At 40.6% G+C, this 24,171-nt stretch carries 13 protein-coding genes; 4 read left to right on the top strand and 9 right to left on the bottom strand.

Features of this window, described 5'->3' with window-relative positions; all coding sequences use genetic code 11:
* Window positions 1–310 precede the first annotated feature (310 nt).
* From AAEU30_RS13605 to AAEU30_RS13595, 3 genes are all read right to left on the bottom strand, one after another.
* Window positions 311–2,227: an arylsulfatase gene (locus AAEU30_RS13605; RefSeq protein WP_421960954.1), complete on the bottom strand. Its 1,917-nt coding sequence runs from the start codon at window positions 2,225–2,227 to the stop codon at window positions 311–313.
* An 809-nt stretch (window positions 2,228–3,036) separates the two neighbouring features.
* Entirely contained in the window at window positions 3,037–3,828 is a 792-nt protein-coding gene (locus tag AAEU30_RS13600; protein ID WP_421960953.1) for an IclR family transcriptional regulator, read from the bottom strand.
* Between the two features lie 110 nt (window positions 3,829–3,938).
* Window positions 3,939–5,180, bottom strand: coding sequence for an acetylxylan esterase family protein (locus AAEU30_RS13595; protein WP_421960952.1), 1,242 nt, complete (start codon window positions 5,178–5,180; stop codon window positions 3,939–3,941).
* Between the two features lie 652 nt (window positions 5,181–5,832).
* On the opposite strand from AAEU30_RS13595, the gene AAEU30_RS13590 reads away from it, so the two are divergent.
* From AAEU30_RS13590 to AAEU30_RS13575, 4 genes are all read left to right on the top strand, one after another.
* A complete protein-coding gene (locus AAEU30_RS13590; RefSeq protein ID WP_421960951.1) occupies window positions 5,833–7,401 on the top strand; it encodes a sulfatase-like hydrolase/transferase in 1,569 nt (522 codons plus the stop codon).
* A gap of 144 nt (window positions 7,402–7,545) precedes the next feature.
* Window positions 7,546–8,940, top strand: coding sequence for a TolC family protein (locus AAEU30_RS13585; RefSeq protein WP_421960950.1), 1,395 nt, complete (start codon window positions 7,546–7,548; stop codon window positions 8,938–8,940).
* Window position 8,941: 1 nt separating this feature from the next.
* Window positions 8,942–10,183 carry an efflux RND transporter periplasmic adaptor subunit gene (locus tag AAEU30_RS13580; RefSeq protein WP_421960949.1) on the top strand — a complete coding sequence of 414 codons (1,242 nt, stop codon included), beginning with the start codon at window positions 8,942–8,944 and terminating at the stop codon, window positions 10,181–10,183.
* The gene (locus AAEU30_RS13575; protein ID WP_421960948.1) at window positions 10,173–13,289 is read left to right on the top strand and encodes an efflux RND transporter permease subunit; all 3,117 of its coding nucleotides are present in this window, start codon (window positions 10,173–10,175) and stop codon (window positions 13,287–13,289) included. The genes AAEU30_RS13580 and AAEU30_RS13575 overlap by 11 nt, the downstream gene beginning before the upstream one ends.
* An 849-nt stretch (window positions 13,290–14,138) precedes the next feature.
* Here the strand turns inward: AAEU30_RS13575 and AAEU30_RS13570 are convergent.
* From AAEU30_RS13570 to AAEU30_RS13545, 6 genes are all read right to left on the bottom strand, one after another.
* The gene (locus AAEU30_RS13570; protein ID WP_421960947.1) at window positions 14,139–15,611 is read right to left on the bottom strand and encodes a tetratricopeptide repeat protein; all 1,473 of its coding nucleotides are present in this window, start codon (window positions 15,609–15,611) and stop codon (window positions 14,139–14,141) included.
* Between the two features lie 236 nt (window positions 15,612–15,847).
* Window positions 15,848–15,970 carry a hypothetical protein gene (locus AAEU30_RS13565; RefSeq protein ID WP_421960946.1) on the bottom strand — a complete coding sequence of 41 codons (123 nt, stop codon included), beginning with the start codon at window positions 15,968–15,970 and terminating at the stop codon, window positions 15,848–15,850.
* Window positions 15,971–15,993: 23 nt separating this feature from the next.
* A complete protein-coding gene (locus tag AAEU30_RS13560; RefSeq protein WP_421960945.1) occupies window positions 15,994–16,293 on the bottom strand; it encodes an EF-hand domain-containing protein in 300 nt (99 codons plus the stop codon).
* Between the two features lie 613 nt (window positions 16,294–16,906).
* Window positions 16,907–18,808, bottom strand: coding sequence for a sulfatase (locus AAEU30_RS13555; protein ID WP_421960944.1), 1,902 nt, complete (start codon window positions 18,806–18,808; stop codon window positions 16,907–16,909).
* Window positions 18,809–18,861: 53 nt separating this feature from the next.
* Entirely contained in the window at window positions 18,862–21,321 is a 2,460-nt protein-coding gene (locus AAEU30_RS13550; protein ID WP_421960943.1) for a hypothetical protein, read from the bottom strand.
* Between the two features lie 232 nt (window positions 21,322–21,553).
* Complete coding sequence (locus AAEU30_RS13545) at window positions 21,554–23,986, bottom strand: glycosyl hydrolase family 95 catalytic domain-containing protein (RefSeq protein WP_421960942.1); 2,433 nt, start codon at window positions 23,984–23,986, stop codon at window positions 21,554–21,556.
* Between the last annotated feature and the right edge of the window lie 185 nt (window positions 23,987–24,171).

The following is a 24,171-nucleotide window of genomic DNA, read 5'->3' as shown; positions in this document are numbered from 1 at the left end:
GTAATTTAAGTTGGTAATGTGATGTAGTGTATTTTGAAACTGCTTGGAAGCCATGTTGCACCTGCCGTTATTAGGTTTCATTATATTGAATATAGTTCACCAACACTGAAATACAACATAGCCATATAATAACAGTAGTTAATGCTAGAATTTTTGCAAAAAGATTTGCAAAAGATATATGCCTGTCCCTTTTTTATCTCAAAAATAACAACGGTCGTAAATGAGTTTAACACTAAACTCATTTACTACCGTTGCCGAGGTTTTTCTATGTTGACGCGTTTAGATTGCTATAAAAATTAAGCTTTCTAATTTAAATTCTTTCCACATACATATAAAACGCCGGTAAACCTTTCGCTAAGCCACTTTCATCCGTTATATCATCAAACCAAGCTCGAACATCTAACTCGCCAGTTTCTAAATGAGTTTCGAAATTTACCGACGTCGCGCCAGGCTTAATAGGCAGGGTTATTGTTTTGCCATTAAGCTGTAAGTGAGCGAACTTTTTACCGATTACTTTATTGGCTGGGATATCATGTAAATATAAGGTCATTTTATATGTGCCTTGCTTATCTACTTTTAAAGCCCAAGGTGAAACCATAAATTTGTCTTCGTTACCTACCCAACCATGGCCTTTACCCCATTTATCGGTGCCAAATCCCGGCCACCATGGTACTTGTCCTGTATTAGGCGACAACCAATCCATACCGGTTAATCGAGATGGGTTTTCATGTTCAGAGCCAATAATAGGACGTGTAGTCGGTGTACCTTTACTAGTTGTGTGCTCCCACCACTGATCATAAGCTTTGGCCATCGCTGCAACACGTTCTGGGTATTGTGCACTGACATCAAGTTGCTGTCCTGGATCGGTACTTAAATCGAATAATTCAACTCCCCCATTTTGCTCGGCATGAACATAGCGCCAGTTACCTTGCATTACGGAATAAGGGCGCTGAGGGCTTGGGTTTAACACCCGCTGATTAGTCACCACCATGGTTCTATCTGGTAAAGGCGTGCCCTCTTTTAGTAGAGACACTAATGAAATACCATCTACGTCGATGCCTTGCGCTTCTATTCCTACTAAATCTAGTAAAGTGGGTAATAAATCAATATGAGCAGCCAGATCAGTAAACTCACCTGGTTGACCTAAATTACCATTCGGCCATCTAATAAAAAATGGTACTCGGTGGCCACCCTCATAGGTTGAGGCTTTACCCCCACGCATAAAACTATTAAGCGTGCGTAATTTTTTCCCTGTTTTAGCTTCAATAGCAGACTTCACTTCGGCAGAAAGTCGAGTCAGCGGTTCACCATTACTTTTAGTCGCCATTGATGAGCCATTATCAGTCATAAAAATAAAGATTGTATTGTCTTCAATATTATCATCACGCATGGCTTGACGAAGGCGTGCGACATTATCATCAATATTGGTGATCATAGCGTAAAATTTAGCTAAGTCATCATCAAGACCTAATGCTTTATAGGGTTCTATATATTTTTCGGGTGCCCGCCAAGGAGTATGGGGAGCGTTGGTAGATAGGTATAAAAAGAAAGGGGCATCTTGTTTAGCTTGCTGATGTACAAAATCAATGGCTTCATCAAACCACACATCGGTAGCAAAGCCGGTATATTTCTTTTCTTGACCGTTAAGGAAATAGGTATCATCAAATTGATCATTTTCCCAATAGTCAGGAGCTTGGCCAACACCGCCTCCTCCATGCATTAACACATGGTCGAAGCCTTGGTCTTCAGGTCGAAATGGGTAGTTCTCGCCTAAGTGCCATTTACCAAACATCGCAGTTGTATAACCTGCATCATCCAAAATTTCCGGCAGAATATTATGTTGGTTCGACAACATATGTCGCCCCATTACGGTATGCCATACCCCAGCGCGCAATGAATATTGACCACTCATTAATGCGGCTCTCGTTGGTGAACAAGTAGGGTCAACATGAAAATTGCTAAAACGTTGACTTTCTTCAGCCAACGTCGCAATATTTGGGGTTTGCACAATTGGGTTATCATGCATACTAAAATCACCATATCCCTGATCATCTGTCATCAGCAAAATAATGTTCGGTTTTTGAGCAGCGGATGCAACCTCGCCAGTTGGCTCATTTGCATCTGAACGACTACTTTCCCCACACCCAGCCAGACCTATCATTCCAGCGATGGCCAAGATAAAAATATTCAACCTTTTACGCTGAATGGAATACATACTTAACTTCATAACCTTTCCCTTAACTAACTTTTTATGGAAAAAAATTTCATTGGTCCATGTATAAAATCTCGAGGCGTTCATGCTAAATAACATGCAACTAGCAGAGATAAACTAACAACATTGATAACAATTTAAGCTTAGTCACCACTAATAGAATACAAGTGACAATAAGGTTTTATTATATATAAAAAGATACACAGGGTTTTTTAATATGTCAACAATTTGCACCGCCCACAAATAACAAATATTTAACTCATCCAGTGGTTTTATAACCACTAATTAAACCGCAGTGTCAACAGTGTTAAGCTCTTATATAATAAGCATACTGAGCTTTCAACTGATTAACTATTTAAAAATAAAGTCCGTGATAAATGAGCAAAAATAGCTTGTATCCACGAGCTCCCTCTCTCTAACTCCCCTCAGTCGTTAAAATTGGCAGAGAATAATAAACCTTAATTTCTGTTATTAAGCTTTAGTTTTTGTGCATTTTTAAATATAAAAATATGCAAAGAAAGATATTTGGGGTAGTAACATCTTGCCAGCAAGTGAGCAACGACTAAAACAAACTTCGTTTAAAACGTGTAAATCTGTTTATTTTTTACTTTGGCTAACAGTCACTGTATGAAGGCTTGTATGTTACATAGAATAACTAGATGGGCAGCTCACTGCTGAAAAAATGAGCCTTATTTTAACTGGTATGGGTGCCGTGTTCGGTTAATTTAACAACAGAGAGCTTTCCAAACACAGCAAAAATATTTACAACATCATCAAGGCACATTGCTTAGAGTACCGCCAAATAATAACTACTTAAAGGCGAGCTAAGCAGCATCAAACCCTAACGCAGTGGATATCTCAAGCGCAGCTTGTTTAATTAGTTTATGGGCATCGTCGATACTCGTTTGATGTGAGCCATCTAAGTATGCAAAGAAAGGAACAACTAAAGCCGCTACTGCTTGGTCTTGGTAGTCAAAAACTGGGTATCCAATATCTTGTATACCCTGAGCCTGTGCACTGTGAATGCTTTCGTAACCTTGCTTGCGTACTTTATTTACCATTTTATCAAGATCAAATTCAGTATCATTTGCATGATGGGCAGGAATACGACTTAACATTTGTTCGCGGGTATGTTGATCGGCAAATGCTAATAACAAATGTCCAGAGCAAGTGCGCATTAGAGGAGCTTCAGCGCCTAATCGTACACTAAACACTCTTGTTGATGGTGAGTCTTGTTGCACCACAACATGCCCTTTGCCTTCATAATATATCACCAAATGACAAGACTGCTCTATCGCGTACGACAAGCGCTGCAATACAGGCGTTGCGATACTGGTCAAGCGTTTAACTGGCGGGAAACGATGCGCTAAACCAAATATTTTTAAGGTTAGCACATATCTATCACTACCCGGTTGCAGTGAAACATAACCGCGTTGCTCTAACACCACTAACATCCTAAATAACTCACCGACTGATCTATTTAATGTTTTGGTGATCTCACCAATGTTTAAACCTTCAGCCTGATTTGCCAGTAGTTCCAGAATATCTAATCCTTTTTCAAGTGCGGGTGCACTGTATGTTTTGCGCTTAGATTGTTCCGGCTTATCATTTGTCATTTTTTAACCCTGTTTAGTCTTTGCTAATATTCGCTGTGTAATATGATGCTTTACATTTTTTATAAGAACAAGCCTGTTTTCTGCAACACCAATATCAAAATCAACCTTGCTTAATTTGAATAAAGAGTGCTGCTCACAGTGTATGTTTTATTTTCATTCACTAGCTGCACTTCTAAATTAACAAACCAATGGCGCACCTCCATAGCAAGTACATCTGACGTTGCCGTATATCGTCCAGGCTGTATTTCTGAAGCCACCAGCTCCGTATCAGCCTTAAGCCATTTCGCATTGCCGGTATGGCCCTTATCTTTTGTGTAGTGAATTGTTGCTTTTGTCACTTGGTACTCTTGATTGCCTAGGTTAACTATAAACTCGGCTTGTGCTTTGCCTGAGTTAAGATTTTTAACTGCAAGCGATTTAGCCCAAACGCTGCCTTGACGCACAACTTGCGTAGCAAAAAGATAAGGCTCGTGCTGCTGCCAACCCACTCTGTGACCATGTTTAATACCCGGCTTAATACTCACCGAATAATCAGTCGTTAATTGATAATAAGTACGCGCCTGAGCATCTAAAGAAAAATGTTTATCTGCTCGCCACGTTAACCACAAAGAAGGCTTTAAATAATGATCAATCGCCAGCCCTGGCTCCCAAAAAGATTGGTATGCAAAGTTCCCCTGTAAGGCTTCTTTATATTGATTCTCCATGCTGTCTAAAAAGCCACAGCCATATATAGGAATTGAAAAATCGAAGCCATTATCAAATCCCATAACCGTTGCAGTGATCACCCCGCCCCAAGAAATCCCAGCTAAGCCAATATGTTGCTCGTCAATATCCGTTTGCGATGCTAGAAAATTCTTGGCACGGATCACTGCTGACACGGCATGAAACATCCATTGCTCTGTTAAGGGTTTATCAAAGTCAGCGTAAATTCCATCTCGAGAGGGTCCTGAGTTTAAATGTTTTTGCCACTTCAAACGGCCTTTAATTTTTGTTGTGTTAAGGTTATCAACAACCGTATCAGTTTGCCCCTCAACAGCGATAGCCATTGCTGCGAATCCCGCATCATTCCATTTTTCTACCCATTGTTTAAAGGCGGTGCCTCCCCCACCATGAACGAGCACCATCGCAGGCGTTTTACCCTTGGCTGTTTTTAACGGCATAACTGGCAGCTTATAAAGAGCAAAAATCTGCGTGCTTGTCGTATTGCCATTGGCTACGGTGTAGGGCTCTCCTTCTAAATAGAGCTCCATCATACCGTCTGCTCTACGTTTAGAAGATATAACCTTTGCGCTCGTGTTTGTCGATAGCTGGGAAAAATACGCCTCTAATTGCGCTCTTGTATTAATCTGCATAGAGTTTGCAAATGCGCACGCGCTCAATAGGCTGCTACATAAAATGCTAACCAGCAAAATGTTAAGTCTTTTCATTAATTATCCGGCTAAATTTCAAAAAGGTGTTGTTATTGTTCGATTAATAAAGAGCAAATAACAATTAATGGTCTTGGCTTTCATCTATAAATTAACGCCCATAGCAGCAAATTTAGATGAGCACTAATGAGCAAAGTCCTCATCACTATCGAACAGCCCATTTTTAAACAAGTCATTCGTTGTTGTATTTCATACAAAAAATTAACATACATGATTAATTTTATATACTCAATTAAATTTTATATTTGAAAAGAAGCCGGTGCTGTACTGTTAAATAATAGCCAAAACGAACTTTAAAGGAATTGCGAATTCAATAGCCATGCAAATAAAGATTTGACAAAAAAGTAACATCAAAATATATTTCATATACAACTTGGTGTTTCATATTTAAAAACCCCACTAAAATGGGATTTTCATCCGCTGTAGCTGCATATTTAATAAGCTAAACAGCATAACGTTTAATTAATTGCTTGCTCTATGAGTGTTCAAAGCAATGACGACTGACAACTTAAAGTGTGATGACTAAGCCACTAGTTACCACAAATCGTTTGACTGATTATCACAACAGGTAAATACAATGCGCCGAAATTCGATATCCCTATTCCACTGTTTAGCTTTTGTGTCGCTACTTACTTTGAATATGCCAGCGTTTGCTGAGTCATTAAGCGCCGCTGGCAGTAATGAAGGCAAGCAACCGAATGTGATTTTCATTTTTACCGACGACCAACGCTTTAATTCGCTTACCATGACCGGCGATCCCTTATCGCCAACTAAGCATATCGATCAGTTGGCTAAAGAAGGCATTTTCTTTGATAACGCTTTCATTACTAGCCCTATTTGTGGCCCAAGCAGAGCGATCATGTTTACCGGTCAGTGGGAGCGAAAAAATAGAATTGGCTTTCACAAGATGTCTCACAATGTTATTTCAAAAGAATCTTTTAATGACAGTTGGTTAATGCAGCTTAAAAAGCACGGTTACTCCACGGCTTTTATTGGTAAACATCATACAAGAATTGCCGATAAAAATGACACACCTTTACGTGCAAATATCGATTTTGCCTACTTTGGCAATGGCCATTTGGGATTTCATTTTAAACGTAAGCATAAAGCCTTCTCAAATTTAAAAAATCAAACACAAATTGAAGGCTTGATGGAGGCGACTAAAGCTTATTTATCTCAAAACGAAGAATACGATTATTTTTATGAAAATGCCGAGCCTTTAACTAAAAAAAGTATACAACGTAGAGATCCCAACAAACCATTTGCAGCATGGATCAACTTCAATTTGCCTCATGCATCAAGCATAGGTTCAATGGGTAGTCTGAAAAGCGACCCCGCTATTTATAAAACCCTTTTTGAAGATAAACGCGCTCAAATAGACTTACCTGCGGGTTATCCTGTGCCAATTAGTTTACCTAAAGACGTTTATGGCACAAGTGACTTAACCAAATACTATGTCACTAGTAATAAGAAAAAATTGTTAAACGATAAATTAAAGATGACACGAGCAGTACATGCCATAGACCTGTTTGTTGGTGAGCTGCGTGAACAGCTAAAAAGTATGAATGAAGATCAAAATACTATTATCGTTTTCACTTCAGATAATGGCTTGTTACTAGGCGAACATGGCTTGGGTGGGAAAACGATACTCTATGACGAATCGGTGCACGTTCCACTTATTATCTACTCTCCGTTTTTTGACAATAACACCCAAGGTAAGCGCGTAGATGAGTTAGTGGTTGGCCAAGATATCGTGGCAACTATTTTAGATATGGCCGGTGCAAATGTACCTTCGTCATATCAAGGTCAAAGTCTAGTGCCACTAATAGAAGGAAAGAAAACAGACTCACCATGGAGACAAGAGGTGTTTCTTGAAAACTTGTTTACTGACCAAGGCTACCCACGACAAGAAGGCGTTCGTGACAAGAAATTTAAATACATTCGCTCGTTCAGTAAAAAACAAGACAGAATGCAATATTTACCGGAACAGTCTTTTACTACCAACGAAAAACCTATTTATGAAGAGCTATTTAATATCGTTGCAGATCCGAACGAATTAACCAACCTCGCTAAAGACCCTAACTATGCGAAAGAGCTAGAGTACTATCGCGCGAGAACCCAGTCATTGGTACAAGAGCTTTACTAAAAGCCAATTTAAACGCTTTATCTGTATTTACACCGCTAATAAACTGTGAAAACGCATGTTTATCAAGTTGTTTTAGCTATCAATATAAGTGAAAAGAAGTTGCTGTGCATTTTACATTTACCGAGACAAGGATGTCCTACCCTCATGTATCAACTTGTTGTTTTAATCACTGTATTATTTATGAGCGCGTGTAGTTCCTCTGTAGAAACAGCGAATAGCGAACTCTCACGCAGGCAAAGCATTCCTGCCGACTGGTTTAATGCTGGGCAACTGGCGGGGGGTGAAAATAAACTCAGTGACGAGCCCTTAATAAGCATCCCTAAAGCACTACAACACATTCTCAAACAGGCTCAGCTAGATAATCTAACCATTAAAATGGCATTAGCGCGCCTTCAAATTAGTCAAGCTACTAAGCAAAGCGCTCAGGCCACTACCTTACCCCAGGTGGATGCCATTTTAGGTTCTAGCCGAGAGCAATTCATATGGACTGATGAAAACAGGATACAAAGTCAGTATTCAACTAATTTTAGAGCAAGCTGGGAATTAGATTTATGGCAAAAATTAGCCAATACGCGTGCCGCTACCCAGGCAGAACTTTCCGCCTCCGAGTTTGACTTAGCAGCTGCAAAGCAATCTGTAATGGGGCAAGTGTTATTACGCTATTTAGATATCCAACAAGGGAATGAACTGGTTTATTGGTCTAAACAAAACTTAGCCCGCCAACAACGAAGAGTAAAAATGACTGCCCAACGCTTAGATTCTGGACTTTCTAGTACTCAAGATTACCGCTTAGCACTAAATAGCTTACACACCATTGAAGCGGATCTTAATCAACAAAAATTGACTCTTAATCTAGCCAAACAGAGATTTAACCTTTTAGTCGGGCGCTACCCCAGTACGCCCATTGCCAGTAACGACTTAGAGATTGGTTTACCTACACTCATCAAGGTTATCTCCCCAAAAAAAGTATTAACGCAAAGACCTGATTTATTAGCAGCAGAATTTCGCTTAATGAGCGCATATTATCAAAGTAAAGCGGCAGACAAAGGGCATTTTCCCGACATTAACCTCAGCGCTAACTTGCAAGTAAACCGCGCCGATTTTAGCCAGTTATTCGATTGGCAGTATTGGCTCGCAAACTTAACCGCTAACTTAGTGCAGCCTTTATTTAGCAACGGTGCTATTGATGCACGTATAAAACAGCAACAGGCCAGGCAGGATTTGGCCCTAGCCCAATATCAACAAAATTTACTTATAGCTTGGCAAGAAATAGAGCAAGCCTTATACACCGAGCAGCTGCAACGTCAGCGCTTTGTTGCCTTAAAAAATGCGTATACACAAATTGATAACGCTGAAAAACGCACGCTAGAAAACTATCACAATGGTTTAGCCAGCAGTTTTGAATTACTCAATATACAAACGAGGCGTATTGCTGCCAAAGTCAATTTGATCCGAAGCCGTTTTGCGATTTTATCAAACCGAGTGAACTTAATTTTAGCGCTAGGTGAACCCTTCCCTATTTCTAGTGAGATTTTGTAACATGTCTGGCACATATTTTTTCATTGGCAACCTGCCCCCTGCTCAACGTAAAATATTAATCGGCAAAATAATTAAATGGTTACTATTACCGCTTGGGTTATTTTTGCTTAGCTGGGCCGTAGTCAAGTGGCTAGATGAAAATAAACCTCAGCCGAGTGAGCGTCCCTCTCGGGTTAAGTTACATAAAGTATTTGTCCATAAAGCCCAGCAAACGAGTGTGGCTTTATTGGGCTATAGCCAAGGTCAAATGTTGCCCAAATACGATTTAGAAATTCGTAGCGAAGTAGCGGGAAAAATAGCGAAGTTATCTGAAAACTTAGTGAGTGGCGGTAAAGTTTCAAAAGGTGAACTGTTAGTACAAATCGACCAACAAGATTATCAATTGCAAGTGATCCAAAAGCAGTCAAGCGTTGCCCAAGCAGCCCAGCAATTAATTAAAGTAAAAGCCGAGTCACAATCAGCACAAGCGGAGCTGGCCGACTTAGGCCGCCAAAACCCATCTGATTTAGCATTAGGTATTCCACAACTAAAACAAGCCGAAGCCGCTTTAAATGCTGCAAAAGCAAATTTAGCTATCGCTGAGCTAGCCTTGGCTCGCACGCAAATATTTGCGCCCTTTGATGGCCGTATCGAAAAAGAAAACTTAACCGTGGGTCAATATATCAATCGCGGCGGATTAATCACGCAATTACATGGCACAGATATCATGGAAATAAGGTTGCCAATGACCTCTGAACAATTTAGCCAAATAGGCTTACCACTTGATTATTACACTGATCATACTCGCTCTGAGTTTCCGGTTAATCTTAGTGCCACCATTGGCAATCAACATTATCATTGGCAAGCACAGGTTACCCGAGTAGAAGCGGCCATTGATCCCCAAACACATAGCCTTTATGCGGTGGCCGAAATACATCAACAGCAAAACCAGCAGCAGCCGCTGCTAAAAGGCTTATATGTTAATGCAGAAATTACGGGCCAATTAGTCGAGCATGTTACGCCACTACCTAAGCTGGCTCTGCGTAGTAACGAGCAATTATGGATAGTAGATCAAAACAATCAGTTGCAAGTACACATGGCTGATATCGTGCAGCGCACTCCGGGCTCTATCATAGTGAAAAATTTACCAGACCAAAGCTTAGTGATCACCTCAGCCTTAGCCATCCCCACACCGGGGATGCCATTACTACCGTTATTTAAAAATGAGCAACTGGCTCAACTAGGCAAAAGCCATGCACAATAACTCTATTCTCGCATGGTGGATACGTAACCCTATCGCCGCTAATCTCGCAATGTTAATACTGGTTGTAGCAGGCAGTATGTCTTATTTATTAACCATAGAAAAAGAACCCTTCCCGACCGTTCGGTTACCTATCATGGATGTACGTATGACGTGGCAAGGAGCGAGTCCTAGAGATATCGAAGATCAAATAATCGTCCGTTTTGAAGAGGCAGTAAAAAATGTAGAAGGAATAAAATCTATTGTCTCGAATGCCTTCGAAGGGCGTGCCCAAGTTACCATCACTGGGGAGGAAAGAGTCGACCGACGTAAGTTTTCTGATGATGTGCGTGAAAAAATTAACTCTGTTAATGGCTTACCCTCTGACGCCGATAGACCCATAGTCACAGAGCGTATAAAACGTGATCAAATGATCAGAATCGCCTTACATGGCAATATTAATGAGCTCACACTCAATAAATTGGCTCAAGAAATTCGTCGAGAGGTGGCAGCACTGCCCTTAATTACCAATGTCGATATCAGCGGCAATATTAACGAAGAAATATCTATCCAAGTCACAGAGCGAAAATTACGTCAATTTGGCTTATCGTTTAATGAAATAGAGTCAGCGGTACGTAATAACTCGATTAATACTTCCGCTGGTAGCGTCTATGGCGAAACTGAAACCTTTCGATTAAATGTACGCAACCGGGCTGAAAAACAAATAGACTTCGAAAAAATCATCTTACGCCATTCAGCTGACGGCGCCATATTAACATTAGGCGATGTCGCCACCATCTATGATGGCCTGGCCGCCAGTAAACGTTATTCCTCCTTCGACGGTGAAACCGCTTTACTGATCGATGTGTACAACGGCGACTACATGGATATTGTGCAGATGTCAGCCAATGTCAGAGAATATATAAAAGAAAAAATTCAGCACTTGCCCACAGGAGTCAGCTTAACCATTTGGGAAGACTGGAACGATGCTTATCAAAGTCGTTTAGATACGATATTTAAAAGCGCGCTGAGTGGTTTAATTTTGGTCTTTAGTTTGTTGTTATTGTTTTTACAACCTCGTATTGCCGTGTGGGTATCTATTGGTATAGGGACAACATTCGCCGCCGCTTTTTGGTTATTGCCTAGCTTTTCGGTCTCGCTCAATATGCTGTCCTTATTCGCCTTTATGATGGTTATTGGCATAGTGGTAGATGATGCGATCGTAATTGGAGAAAGTATTCATAAACAACATGAGTTGGGGCATCACGGAGCAAAAGCCGCCTTATTAGGCGTACAAGCGGTTGCTAAACCTGTGGTGTTTGGCGTACTCACGACTATCATTGTTTTTATGCCCATGGCATTTTTGCCTGGCAGCACCGCAGAGTTCACCCGTACTATTGCCATCGTGGTTATGTTGGCCTTAGCTTTTTCATTATTTGAAGCTTTGTTTATTTTGCCTTCTCACTTACGTCATTTACCCGATGATGATGCTGACAATAGCCCGTCTAAACTCGCTCTATTGCAACAAAAATTTGCTGACTTTTTAGCCTGGTTAGGTAATAACATTTATGGCCCTGTTATCGACGTTTTATTAGCGTACCGTTATTTAGTCGTTGCGGTGTTTATTTTAGTGTTTAGTTTGTCAGTTAAATTATTGAATGACAATTTTATATTGCAATCTTTTGAGCCAAAAATTGAAGCCGACACCATTAGGCTAAACGTCACCTTACCCGAAAATGTCTCATTTGAACGTATGAACCAAGTACTCGATCAAATGAATGCAGGCCAAGCTCTGCTTACTCAACATGTTGCAAAGCTTAGCCTGGACGGTAATGGGCAATTTATCGATCATCATTACAGTCGAATATCCGGCAGTCGAATTTCAAGTTATTTAAAACTAGTGCCGTATGAACAACGAATAATTGATACCGACACCGCGACTAAGCGATTAACTGAATACATTGGCGATATTCCTGATGCCGAAGAAATAGAGTTTAAAGCCACATTAAACGAACGAGAGCCTAGAGTGGCGTTTATGGTACAAAGTCATAATTTAGATGCCATGACAGTTGCGGTAAAAGAACTTAAAAATCATTTAGCCGAATATGACGATGTATATTTAGTCAGAGACAGCTTAGCCCGTGGTAGTAAAGAGATCATGCTCACCATGAAACCTGGTGCAGCAGCATTAGGAGTGAGCTTAAAAGATATCAGTCAACAAGTGAAACAAGCTTTTTATGGCCAAGAAGTACAACGCCTGCCCAGAGAAGGCGGCGATTCAAGGGTACGAGTGCACTATAGCCGGGCAGAAAGAGAAGACATTGACTCACTGTACGCATTAAAAGTTAGAACCCGAAATAAAATAGAAATTCCGCTAATTAACCTGGTGAATATTGAACTCAAGCCCGGTGTTAGCCGAATACAAAGACGAGATGGCATGAAAGTCGCTTGGGTCTGGGCCGACTATGCCGGCAACAACTTAAATGCATTAAAAGAAAGCATTCGCAAAGAATACTTAGTCGCTTGGGCTAAACGCCACCCCGAAGTTAATATGGATAGAAAAGGCCGTTCACGTAACCAAGATGAGTTTATGGATAAAGTGTATCACTATGAAGGGTTAGCACTGCTTATCGCTTACGTATTAATGGCCGTGGCCTTTAAATCTTATAGCCAACCTTTACTGATCATGTCGGCGATACCCTTTGCATTCACTGGCTCTATTTTCGGCCATCTAGCCCATCAGGTTTATTTTGGCGCATTTTCGATGCTAGGCATTTTAGCGGCCGCTGGTGTCGTGGTAAACGACAATATTGTGCTAGTAGACTGCTTAAATAATTTACGGGCTAAAGGCAGCAGCCCACTTATGGCGGTAAAAGCAGCGTGCCGTGCTCGTTTTCGCGCTATTACTCTCACCTCTTTTACCACCTTTGTCGGCTTAATTCCTATGCTTTCTGGTGATACAGAGCAAGCCAAGTTTTTAGTGCCAATGGTGGTATCACTTGCATACGGCATTATATTCGCTACATTGACTACCCTGATTTTAACGCCATGTTTATATTTAATTGGCATAGATATCAATATCGTAACAAACAAAGCTCACCACCTCTGGAAACATTTAGATAAAGCATAAATATTAAAGTGTTAACTAAATTAGCTAATTTGTAGGAAGTCATTGGTAAAGAACTTTATTAATATTTATTAATAATAGTGTTATAGGCTTTCACGTTTAGGTTATTCAACTAAAAGGAATCAACATGACAATACTCAATAGAGTCACCATTGGTAACATGTTTATTAGAACTGAACACGCTCTTGAAATAGATTCACGTCATTGGCCAAAACAGACAATGGTTTTGCCATAGAGGTTATTTTCGAATTTTTTTGCGATTCAGAATCGTCGGTTGTACCCAGAAATTACGGTGGTGTTAAGCAAATCCATATAACAAAGGCAGACAGAATACTCCGGCTCTAGCGAAACCTCCGTGTTTCGAACGGTAATCCCCCATCTTAATCATGGCTCTGCTTATATCAAAAAGTTAGGACATCGCTTTAACGTTATCTTGGGTGTTACTAGGGCGTGTTGACCTTTCGCGATTGATTTTGCAGCAGTATGTTTGGTATTTAGGCAAGGCAGAGCCTATGTAGTGTGGTTGTTCCCCATAAATAGGCGATAACGTAGTATAAATGCCAAACATGCGCTGCCCAAAGGGTTCTTCCTAGGGGCGATTAACTCTTTGTTGCCTACATGGATTGTAGGTAAGGGGCGTGAGCAGGACGCGGAAGCTTTGCTCGGTTTTTACTTAGCCCGCTAGGTTACAAACCTCGCGCCGCGATTAAATCGCCCCTAGGTTGAACAAATTTCAATCCACAAAGGTCAACACGCCCTAATCAATTGTTATCATTACTGGAAGGTTTAAAGTAAATGCGTAAACCTTCAGCATACTTCCAAAATAACAGCTTGATATTATATTGAAATTTCTTAACTTTTTTCACTAATAAACACTTTCCCAATGGTGAGTTGTGCTAACAGCGTTTGCCATGGCTCAATGTCCCAGTTGACTCTTTCTCCCATGCTTATTGCACGTTTTAGATTTTGAATAACTTGTTGGAAGTCACGCTGTTCCCCAAAACGATATGCTTGTGACAGTAAATAGTAGTATTCTGGATTCCATTTTTGTTGCTCGCCTATTTTTGTTAGATATTCTAGCGCCAAAGAAAAGTTGCGTAATGCTTTATCTTGAGCAAATAGTCTCAATTCTGCAGCCTTTAAGCTAGCCGAAATATCATCTTTCTTCGCTGCAGATTCTAACCAAAACAAGGCTTTCGTTTCGTCTTTGTGCACCCAAGGGCTACTAATCAATAATTTACCTAAGCGAGATTCTGCTTTCGCCAAACCATAAGTACTGGCTTGCGTAATCCAATCAATGGCTTGTTCAATATCATCCTGTTCTCGATAAAGCTTAAGACCGTATTCATACATAGCGTCAGGAAGGCCCTCTTCGGCCAAGCTTTTAAGGCGTTCGTTTGCTTCTCCTTCATACTGCTCTAACCAACCAAAATATTGCAATAGCTGCGCATATTGAAAACGGTCTGTTAAGCTAGAACTCGCCTTGAGTTTTTCACTCTGGCGAAGCAGCGATTGGTACATTTGCACGTTTTTTCTACGCAAAGTGAGTTTATCGTAACTAGCAATACCTAAATTGACTCTAGCAACAAACTCAACGGTTTCGTGTTGAATTGTAGGCTTAGCGAAAGAATACTGAGAGAATTGACCAAGCAAAGTAGTGGCACGCCCATCGCGCTGCACTTCTACAATATTTCGAACAGAGCCGTCAGGCGCAAGGTCAAAATCTATAATGACAAAGGGCTCGCTAGACGTCATCGTGAAACTGAAATCCATATCCAACGAGTCTTCACTGTCATCGCCCATTTCGTAATCAGAATCATCTAGAAAGTCATTGTCAGCAAGGTCTAATTCAAAGTCGTCTAATTCTAATTGCGCCTTTCCGTCAAAGGTAATCTTGTTTGCCAATTTATTGGCTGCAAGTTCAGGCAAATATTTTTTACTGATGTATTGTTTACCTTTTTCGCTTAGTAACTTATTCAGAAACTTTTGAATGTTTAGCCTTTCTTGAGTAGGCATGTTACTTAATATTTTCTCTACTAACGATTTTGAATCATGAAAGTCGTACTCGGCCGCGAATGAAAAATATATAAGTGCTTTGAACGCATCTTTATCGGTCCCTAAGCCTTTGAAATACATAGTAGCAAGCCGATGGTATGCATAAGGGTTACCTACTTTTGCCGCTTCCGAATAGCTAGCTTTTGCGAGTTTAAAATTTTTCGCAGTATAATATTCTTCGGCCTTAAAAATATCATGGGCAAAGGCTAGCGATGAAGAGAAACAACATAGGGTTGTTACAATGCCAATTAGCTTAATTAAAAACACCATAATTCTTTTTCCATTTCAGCCCTAATGTAAATAATAATTTTATCAGTCATCACAATATTGTCTGTTGATATAACGGCAGCAAAATTTTATGGATGGATTTATTTTTATGTGCAATGAAGCATTGTCAATATATTTAAGGATAATCAATCTTTTTTATAGAACAGCGTAATGCAAATTTGAGTGGGTGTTCTATTAATTTATGGCCAGAAACTTATGCATCGCAAGGTAACCTAAAGTTAGTTTATAACCGCAACTGAATCATCCATTTTTGCTATTAGAGCAACCACATGTGATTCAGTTGCGGTAAACCGAGCCTTGTCGATATGAACAATACCAGTAGTATCGTTATCAAATATCACGGCATTTTTACCAAATCATTCTATTAATTTTTTTTCTTGTTTTTCTTGTTCTTTCTTTCAGCCTCAAGTTCGGCTCTATTAAGGTAGCCGTTTTTATCAACATCGAGTCGGTCGAAGCGCTTTGGTCCATTTTTAGGCTTTTTAATACTAGACGAAAATTCTTCGACGGTTACGCGACCATCAGAATTAGCATCTACTTTGCTAAATCGGTCTTGCTTAGAATTTGAGGTTGGTGAGGTTGTTGAGGTTGTTGAGGTTGTTGAACATGCACATAATGTTGTTGCAAATGCTGTAGTAACCATTGTTTTTAATAAAATTTTCAAAATAACACCTTCTTTTTTATGAGAAGTTTATTGTTAGCGTCAATCCAGCTGTCGCTATAAACTTCTTCGTTTAACATTTAACGACCCATTCACAATGTGCTCGTTATACAATTCAGATGAAGCTCAAAAATTCTTCCTGTCACTTTTCAAGTCTCTAAACGAATAACTTTCAATAACGAGATCGCAAAATAACAACAATAGGTTAACATAATGTCGAACCACATGTAAAACATCATTTCATATTTTAATTGGTAAGTATACCTTATCGTGATAGTAAGGAGAATGGTCGACTGTGGCGCTACCACGCGTAACATAATAATTTCATATCATTAATTACCATCCTTTTTTACAAGCGCTAAACTTGGCGAATAAAGTCGGTTTTGCTCAAGCTGCCAGAGAATTGAATGTCGCATAGTCTCAGCTTTATTATTGGCGAACTTCTGCTCTTAAAAAAGATATCTACATCAGATAGAGAAGCATAGTGCATTGGGCTAACTAAGCCCTGAGAAATTTGAACAACTAAATATCGCTTAACGCAGTGTCCACTATTGATGGTTCAGATCGCAAAAAAAGCCTACTTTTCAATAGGCTTTTAAACATTTATTGCTTTAAGTTATTTCTTTTTCTTCTTTTTCAAGTTTTCCTCAACAGACGGCGCTACTTTCGACGGTAGGTTGTTGCCCCGTGATGATTTTTTCACGTATGGATAACTCACGAGGAAATTGTTCTCATCAATTAAGTTAATCAGGTAGTGAGTCGTCCCCTTAGGCAAAGTAGCAGTCACTTTATTACCAGGCAATACCTCAGCAGGCATTCTGAACCACTCTTCCTTCTTAGCGCCACCATTTAATGTATACATCAGTTGCGCTCGTGCTAACTTTGCACCATTTTCTTGATAGCGATACTCAACCACTTTGCCATTTCTTTGATGAGACAATACTGTTGGTACTGTTTCTTTATGAGGCAGTGCATCTTTAAAGTGTGGATTATAATATGGATAGCTTGCGCCCATGGCTTCTAACTTCTCGGTTAGTATCTCATTCATAGCTTGCGCTTTTTCAGGCATCTTTTTCGCTAGATTTTTAGCTTCTTCGATGTCCACGCGCGTTTGCTTCCTACCTTCAGTATTATAAAGTTGATATAGCTCTAGCTCGGTATTTTTAGGATTTAGATGATCATAGTTACGTATCAGCTTATAGTCACCAATTCGAATGGTACTTTCCAGTGCTAAGGCGTTAGGAAAATGCCACATGAGTGTATCACGTACCTTTCCGTCAGCTTCTTTCACTAGTTGTGGATCGGTAGCATCTGTCGCTAATAGTTCGGAAAGATCGCTGCCATCAAACTGAAGGCTTTCAGGCTTTTGTGTATTCGTCCAAGAGAGAATAGTCGGATAAAAATCTAAGCCGTTAGCCATAACATCGGTTTGCACACCTGCTTTAATATCTGGGCCAACAATAATTAGAGGCACACGTGTGCCGCCTTCCATAGCAGAAATTTTGCCGCGATCTAATGGGTAGTTTTCGGCGATTTTTTCGCCTGGCATGTTTTCCATACCACCGTTGTCTGAGGTAAATATAATGTAAGTGTTTTCACTCAACATATGTCCAGGCCAGCGTGGATCTTCGGTCGTTTCCAAATAGTCGAACATTTGCCCTACGTAATAATCAAGCTCTTCAACCATAGCAGCATAGAAAGGGTTTGTTTGTCCCTCGCCTTTCCATTCTTGAGGGTTCTCTGGTAATTCAACTCCCATTTTTTTCACATATTTTTTCAGCAAACGCTCGCTACGTGTATGAATAGGCGCATGCACTAGCTTAGTGGCATAAAAAAGAAAAAATGGATCCGCTTTATTTTCGCGCACAAAGGTCAAAGCATCTTCACTCAGTGCGTGCGTGGCAAAGCCATTTTCATCAAGACGATACTTGTCTTTAGGGTTGTTGGTCGCAAATCCGGTCAAACGATGCGGTGTCATCCGTCTAGTGGTGCCTTGGTTAGTCCGCGTCCAATCGAAGCCAAGATCCTGTGGTTCAGGGTAAGTTCTAGACATATGCCATTTACCACTATGCCCTGTAGTGTAGCCATTATTCTTGAGCGCTTGTGGCAGTGAAGCATATTCGGTTGAGACACGTCCACTATACCAAGGCGGCATCATGCGATGATTGCTTTTACTATAAGGTGCTGGCGGTGTGCCACCGATCACATGGGTATATTGTGTGCGGGCTGGATGTAAACCCGTCATAATGGCACCACGACTTGGTGCACAAGACGGAGCGGGTGAATAGCCCTGCCAAAACATTGCGCCTTTACCTGCTAGCGCGTCGATATTTGGTGTTTCAAATGGTGACGGTTCATCAATGTCATAAGCTTTTACATCCTGCCAACCTAGATCATCTGTCAGCAACAAAATCACATTTGGTTTTTCAGGACGTGGTTGTGAAGTCTCCCCCTGAACAGTGCCGCAACTTGAAATCAAGACGACGCTAAGGAGTGCTATTTTATTAATGATTTTCATAGTATGGTTCTCATAGTAGTTTGCTCAACTCGTGTTATTTTGAAAAATGTTTATTATTGTTCGGTAGCCGATCTTGGCATTAACTTTAACCTACGGGCTGAATTATTATCAGGTAATGAGCGTAGGCTCAATATGCTGTTCCAAGTATGGCTATCGGGTTGCCAATTCCACTGCCCTTCAACTTCTTCTGCGAAGCGCTTCCCTAATGGAACATAAGCAGCATTGATCGCTTCGGCCCAATAGACACTGGATGGTTGTGGCAACCCTGTAATTTTAATTGGGTACCAACCTTGTCCGCCTGACACACTAAACCCTTGTTTAGCGTCAGCATAGGTGATCTCAGGCAGTGTCGAGTTTAGTTTAGTACCATCTGCTTTTATAATCGTAACTTGGTTATTAACCGCTTCATTAATGGTTAGGGCTTGTATGCCATTAGCCGCGTTAATAATTTTTTGCGTAATGGCGTCATTGCCAACATAATAATCAGCACTGGCAGGCAGTGTAAGCACCTCAATAGTGGCATTGATCGTATCGCCAGGCATCAACTGTTTTATTTGTGGATCAATGCCCAGTTCAATATTTACATTCCCAGCCTCACTACTGCTACTCACCTCGTAAGAATGTAACCAAGCATTGCTGCGTGTTTCACCACCAATAGTGGCGCTAAAGTCACGCAGTATTGCCGCACGGTTACCATAGCCGGTGCGCAAGTTTTTTGGATTAAGTTCTGCAGGTAATAACGCCCACGGCGCATGACCAAGCCAAGGAGCCGACGCTGTTTTGATTTTTTGCGTACTTTGCAGCGGCCGTAATTGCTGTGTATTTTCGTTAACGTGATCACCACGTCCGTATTTCACTGACAATGACTGACCAGATGCATAGTAGTCTGTGCCAAATTGAAATAACGCAAAACGAGAAATAGCTAAAGGTTTCAGCACTGCAAATTCGAGCTTTATATAATTTCGATTTATATCATCACTGCGTGGCATGACAAAAGTACTGCGCAGCGTGGCTGCATCATTACTAGTGATTTCTGCTACCGACACTTCAGATAAAATAGGCCCCAAGGAATGAAATTCAGTGGTTGCTTGTTTCCATTGAATGTAGCGTCCGTTTTCATCATGTAATAAACCGGTGTCACCGCCACCAATATTGCTAGTCCAGTCATACCCTGTGTCATTGCTTTTGTTTTTCATACTTTTTTGGAACAGTGGTCGCATATCGGTGATCATCGAACGACGAAGCGCTCGCCCTGGCTGAAAGCAAAAATGTTCACTCCAGTTGCCTAACGCAGCTTGTAACCAAAACCCATTGCCGCCCCACCCAACTAAGCTCAGTTGCGCCACAGATGCTGCGGGTACACCATTCCAATAGGCATGCACTATTTCATAGCTATAGTTATAACTGCTTTTTGCGGGTACTTTTAAACTAATTGAGGTGTGTATCCACGTGCCATCATTGTCTATTCGGGGCAAACCTGCACGCACGTGCCAGTTTTTGCTAACCTGAATCGGCCACCCTGTTTGCTGGTTATTATGGTCACGTAAAATAGGCACAAACCCTATTTTTCCATGATTAGGATGGATAAACCGTAAATTCACTGTTTGTTCTTCAGCACTGTCGTTAACCACCGTAAAACGATTGCTTGTTCTTCGGTTTAAAGTGTCAATAGCGGTTCGGCTTTGGGTCTTTCTTTGCGCTAGGTTAGGAAGCTTTACGTGCCACGCATTATTTGCAGCGGCAAACGAAACACTGGCCCGTTTTGAGACAATGCTCACTCCATTAACTGGTTTTTGTGGCTCATTAAACCATTCTACCTGCTGGTTTTCAGCCAGCTTATACGCCAGTGATAACGTAACGCCTTGCTTCGTTTTAGCTGACATAGCAGTGTCAATGGCATGTTCTTTCCCGCTCCATATGGGTTTAATCGCACTAATCTGAAGCTGCTTAGTTGGCTTTAATAGTAAAGAGAGCGAACCAGAGTTATGCCACGCTTTCCAATCTAATTTGCCTGCTATATTGATGATGCGATCGACTTTATTATCAGGGATTAAGGTAAACTCATGAAACGACAAATATTGAAACCAATTACCCGTTTCAATAAAACGAATCGGAAAAGCATGATTAAGCTTAGGCGGCCGCTGTAAAGTTAATGAATATTGCTCTCCTGTGGTGGTTAACACAGCAAATGATAAAGTCTTCGTTTGTTTGTTATCTGTATCGCCAAAGTAAAATTGCATTGCCACAGGATTAACTTCAATTTGCTGCTGCCCTGCTTGCCACACTAACTGTGTTTTCAGTTCATTAAAGCCATGCAAATAGCTGTCTTCTGCTCGGGACACATTTAAATATGGCACGCCATTTTTCCACATTAATGAGGCAGGATAAGCACTGGTATCTGGAAGTATAGACTTTAATGGCACGGCGAATGGTTGTGACCACAGAGAGTGAGGTTGTGTGCTGCTACAAGCAGCTAGTATTAGACATAATAAAGGGATGACCAAAAATTTCATTCGATATTCCTAAGGCGTACAGTACAATCGATTTAAGCCTGTCGTTAATCGCAGCTTTTCAGGCATCAAAAGGTTTAAGGGTGACGTTTGCGGCATTACTTTTACACATGAAGCAACCTGTCTGAGGCTATTTATGCAGAATGTATTAGCGCTTACCCCACACAGAGTGTTGTAGTAATACCAACCTGCATCAAAATTTGAGCAGGTTGGTATACTTCTTTAGCTTCGCAGACTACTCACCATAATAAAATGTATGAGATGGTAAACGTGTGGTTTTTTCGCTTAAGCCAAATAAGTTCTGTTTTGACTTTTCAATATCTTGCGAATTAATAAATAAGTCGCGTTGCGAAATGTGTGGCGACATCAATAACACACGTTGCCCCTTGGCTAGTTCTATATGCAGGAAGCCATTCTGTGCTTTTTTCAACAAAGCTGGATCCGCTAACTGGCCATCAATATAAATGATTGGGTTTGCAATATCAGGGCTAATAACTAACGGTGTTCCCACTAGACTTTGCAGCTCGACAAACTGGGTTTTTCCCTCAGACTTTTTAGCCGTTACCAAAAAAGCACCTTGGGTTCGTAGTTGATGAAACGCTATATCTTGCCAATGGCCAGGAACAGCTGGAAACACTCGCACTTTGCCGCCCCAACTTTGCAATAACATATCATGCACTGAGGTAGCATAAGACAATGGGCTTTCTATAACCGGTTGTGTTTTCACCTCAGCGTACATCGTCGTGGGTGAAACATTTTTATGATTAATAAAGAAATCTAAAAACTCATAGGCTTTTTCGCCGTCACCTAATGTTGCGTAAATAGAGCTTGCCCCTGTTGCGGTGTAACCCGTCACTTTCATCGCGCCTGCTTTTTTCTTACTATGCATAGTAACGTCTAGCCAATGATCTACCGATGTGCGTGCTAACTTCGCATCTTTCTCGTTATCAACATTCAATTGTGCTAAAGGATAAATAGGCAATAAGTGAGAATAATGACGATGCGGCTTATCAAACGGAATATATTTGCCGATCCTCAAGCCATTTTCATCAACTTGAAAAGGGACTAGGTTATCTAATACGCGTTTCCATTCACTAAACAGTGGATCATTAATATTATTTGCTTCATCAAGTTCAATTAAGGTTTCAAATGTCCAACGCAGTAGCCCAATGGTAAAGTTAATATCTTGGCCACGACCCGGCTTATATTCAGGTGACCAACTGTGTTTGATATGAATAGTGCCATCGTCAGAGACCAGTGCGTTATCTTTTAAATAATTTAGGTAACTATTACCTGTTTTTCGCAAGATAGGAAATAAGCCATCACGTAACTTTTGTTTGTCACCTAAATAAGTGTAATGCAACCAATAGTCGTGTAATAACCAAGCCAACATATCAGGCACTTTACCACCATTGGTAGACACCATATCTTGCGGGAATAAGGCACCAACTGCAGCGCTGTCTTTCCAATGTTTAGGCACATTACCTGTTAAATTATCGTGGTATTTATCAATATTATTAACTAAAGACTCACCTAGCTCCATACGGTTTGCAGTTAAGTGGGTCCAGTAAATTAACTGAACATTTAAATCGCCCCACACCATTGGCCAAAAAGTATCGTTGTACCAAGGTCCCATTAAGTCAAGAATAGGGCCGTCGCCACGGCTCGCCGACGCGAGTTTGTACATTTGGATCCAATAAAACGCTTCTTTTTCAGGTTCACCAATTGTTAAAAAGCTTTGTGGGTAATAGTTGTGCCACCACGCTTGATGAGTTTTAAAGAACTCATTTTTTGCGAATAAGTCACGAGCCGCTGCAAGGTTAGCTTTGACTTTTTCATGACTATTTTTTTCAGGAAAACTATGATGCACACTGGCTGATAGATATTGCTTACCAGACTCTTTACCTTCTATTTCCCAACCGACTGTCGTTTCACCTCGGTGTTTATATAACGGTTGAAAACTAAAGTTCATGTTCCCTTCTTGGAACAGGGTTGCTTTTGGCGGCATGGGCATGGGCGCATTGCGCATGCGATCCCAAAGAGCCGATTTAGGCCCTCTGCCTCTGTCAAAAAAGCCTTTTACTGGTGGATAGGGTTCATCGGGATGCCAAGTAATTTTAATTGATTCGCCATTTTTTGCATCAGTTTCAAAATAAATAACATCTTCTTCACTATGGGTGAGGCCTTTAATCGCATATGAACCCAAACTGGTGGTAATTTCACCAGTAAGCTCAGCATCATACAAGCCCAGTCTCAGGTCGACGTTTTCTATATCGCCTTTAGAAGTAAGATTAAAATGCCCTAATGGCAGTCGACCTCTGTAAATCCATAGCATTTCCTCACCTTTGTAAGGTAAGCGGTGGTCATAATAATCATGCCTTCCTGTGTGTATGGAAATAACATTTTTGGCTTCATTTTCAGCCTGGTAGAATAAAAATCCGATATTGCCGTTGCCGGTATATGGCGCAACAGTCCATTTATTGGGAATACGATCCCAAATCAGATCCTGTTGCGATAAAAATGATTTGTAGTCTATGTTTACAGCGACTTCAGGTTTAGCCAAGCCTCCTGCGGCGACCTCTTCACTGCCACTTGAGCAAGACACTAATAACAAGGTTCCCAACGCAAAGCCAACAGATTTAAGCTGCACGGTTTTAAGGGTTTTCATTTTATTTTTTATAGAGTGATAATTAACCAAGGTATTTCCCTACTTTATATTCTCATTCAGTTCTTAATTCGAATAACTATAAAAATGAATGATTGCTTTGTGTACGAATATTATAGCAATAACAATAATATTTAAAACATTATTTAACATATGAAACGAAATATTTAAAAATACTTTAACTTCAT

The organism is Pseudoalteromonas mucoides (assembly GCF_049257175.1).
Lineage (GTDB): Bacteria > Pseudomonadota > Gammaproteobacteria > Enterobacterales > Alteromonadaceae > Pseudoalteromonas.
The sequence above is the reverse complement of the archived record's forward strand: the minus strand, read 5'-3'. Positions and strand labels throughout refer to the sequence as shown.

Coding starts and splice junctions, on each gene's coding strand:
- AAEU30_RS13605 (WP_421960954.1), bottom strand. CDS start 2,227: ATGAAGTTAAGTATGTATTCCATTCAGCGTAAAAGGTTGAATATTTTT.
- AAEU30_RS13600 (WP_421960953.1), bottom strand. CDS start 3,828: ATGACAAATGATAAGCCGGAACAATCTAAGCGCAAAACATACAGTGCA.
- AAEU30_RS13595 (WP_421960952.1), bottom strand. CDS start 5,180: ATGCAGATTAATACAAGAGCGCAATTAGAGGCGTATTTTTCCCAGCTA.
- AAEU30_RS13590 (WP_421960951.1), top strand. CDS start 5,833: ATGCGCCGAAATTCGATATCCCTATTCCACTGTTTAGCTTTTGTGTCG.
- AAEU30_RS13585 (WP_421960950.1), top strand. CDS start 7,546: ATGTATCAACTTGTTGTTTTAATCACTGTATTATTTATGAGCGCGTGT.
- AAEU30_RS13580 (WP_421960949.1), top strand. CDS start 8,942: ATGTCTGGCACATATTTTTTCATTGGCAACCTGCCCCCTGCTCAACGT.
- AAEU30_RS13575 (WP_421960948.1), top strand. CDS start 10,173: ATGCACAATAACTCTATTCTCGCATGGTGGATACGTAACCCTATCGCC.
- AAEU30_RS13570 (WP_421960947.1), bottom strand. CDS start 15,611: ATGGTGTTTTTAATTAAGCTAATTGGCATTGTAACAACCCTATGTTGT.
- AAEU30_RS13555 (WP_421960944.1), bottom strand. CDS start 18,808: ATGAAAATCATTAATAAAATAGCACTCCTTAGCGTCGTCTTGATTTCA.
- AAEU30_RS13550 (WP_421960943.1), bottom strand. CDS start 21,321: ATGAAATTTTTGGTCATCCCTTTATTATGTCTAATACTAGCTGCTTGT.
- AAEU30_RS13545 (WP_421960942.1), bottom strand. CDS start 23,986: ATGAAAACCCTTAAAACCGTGCAGCTTAAATCTGTTGGCTTTGCGTTG.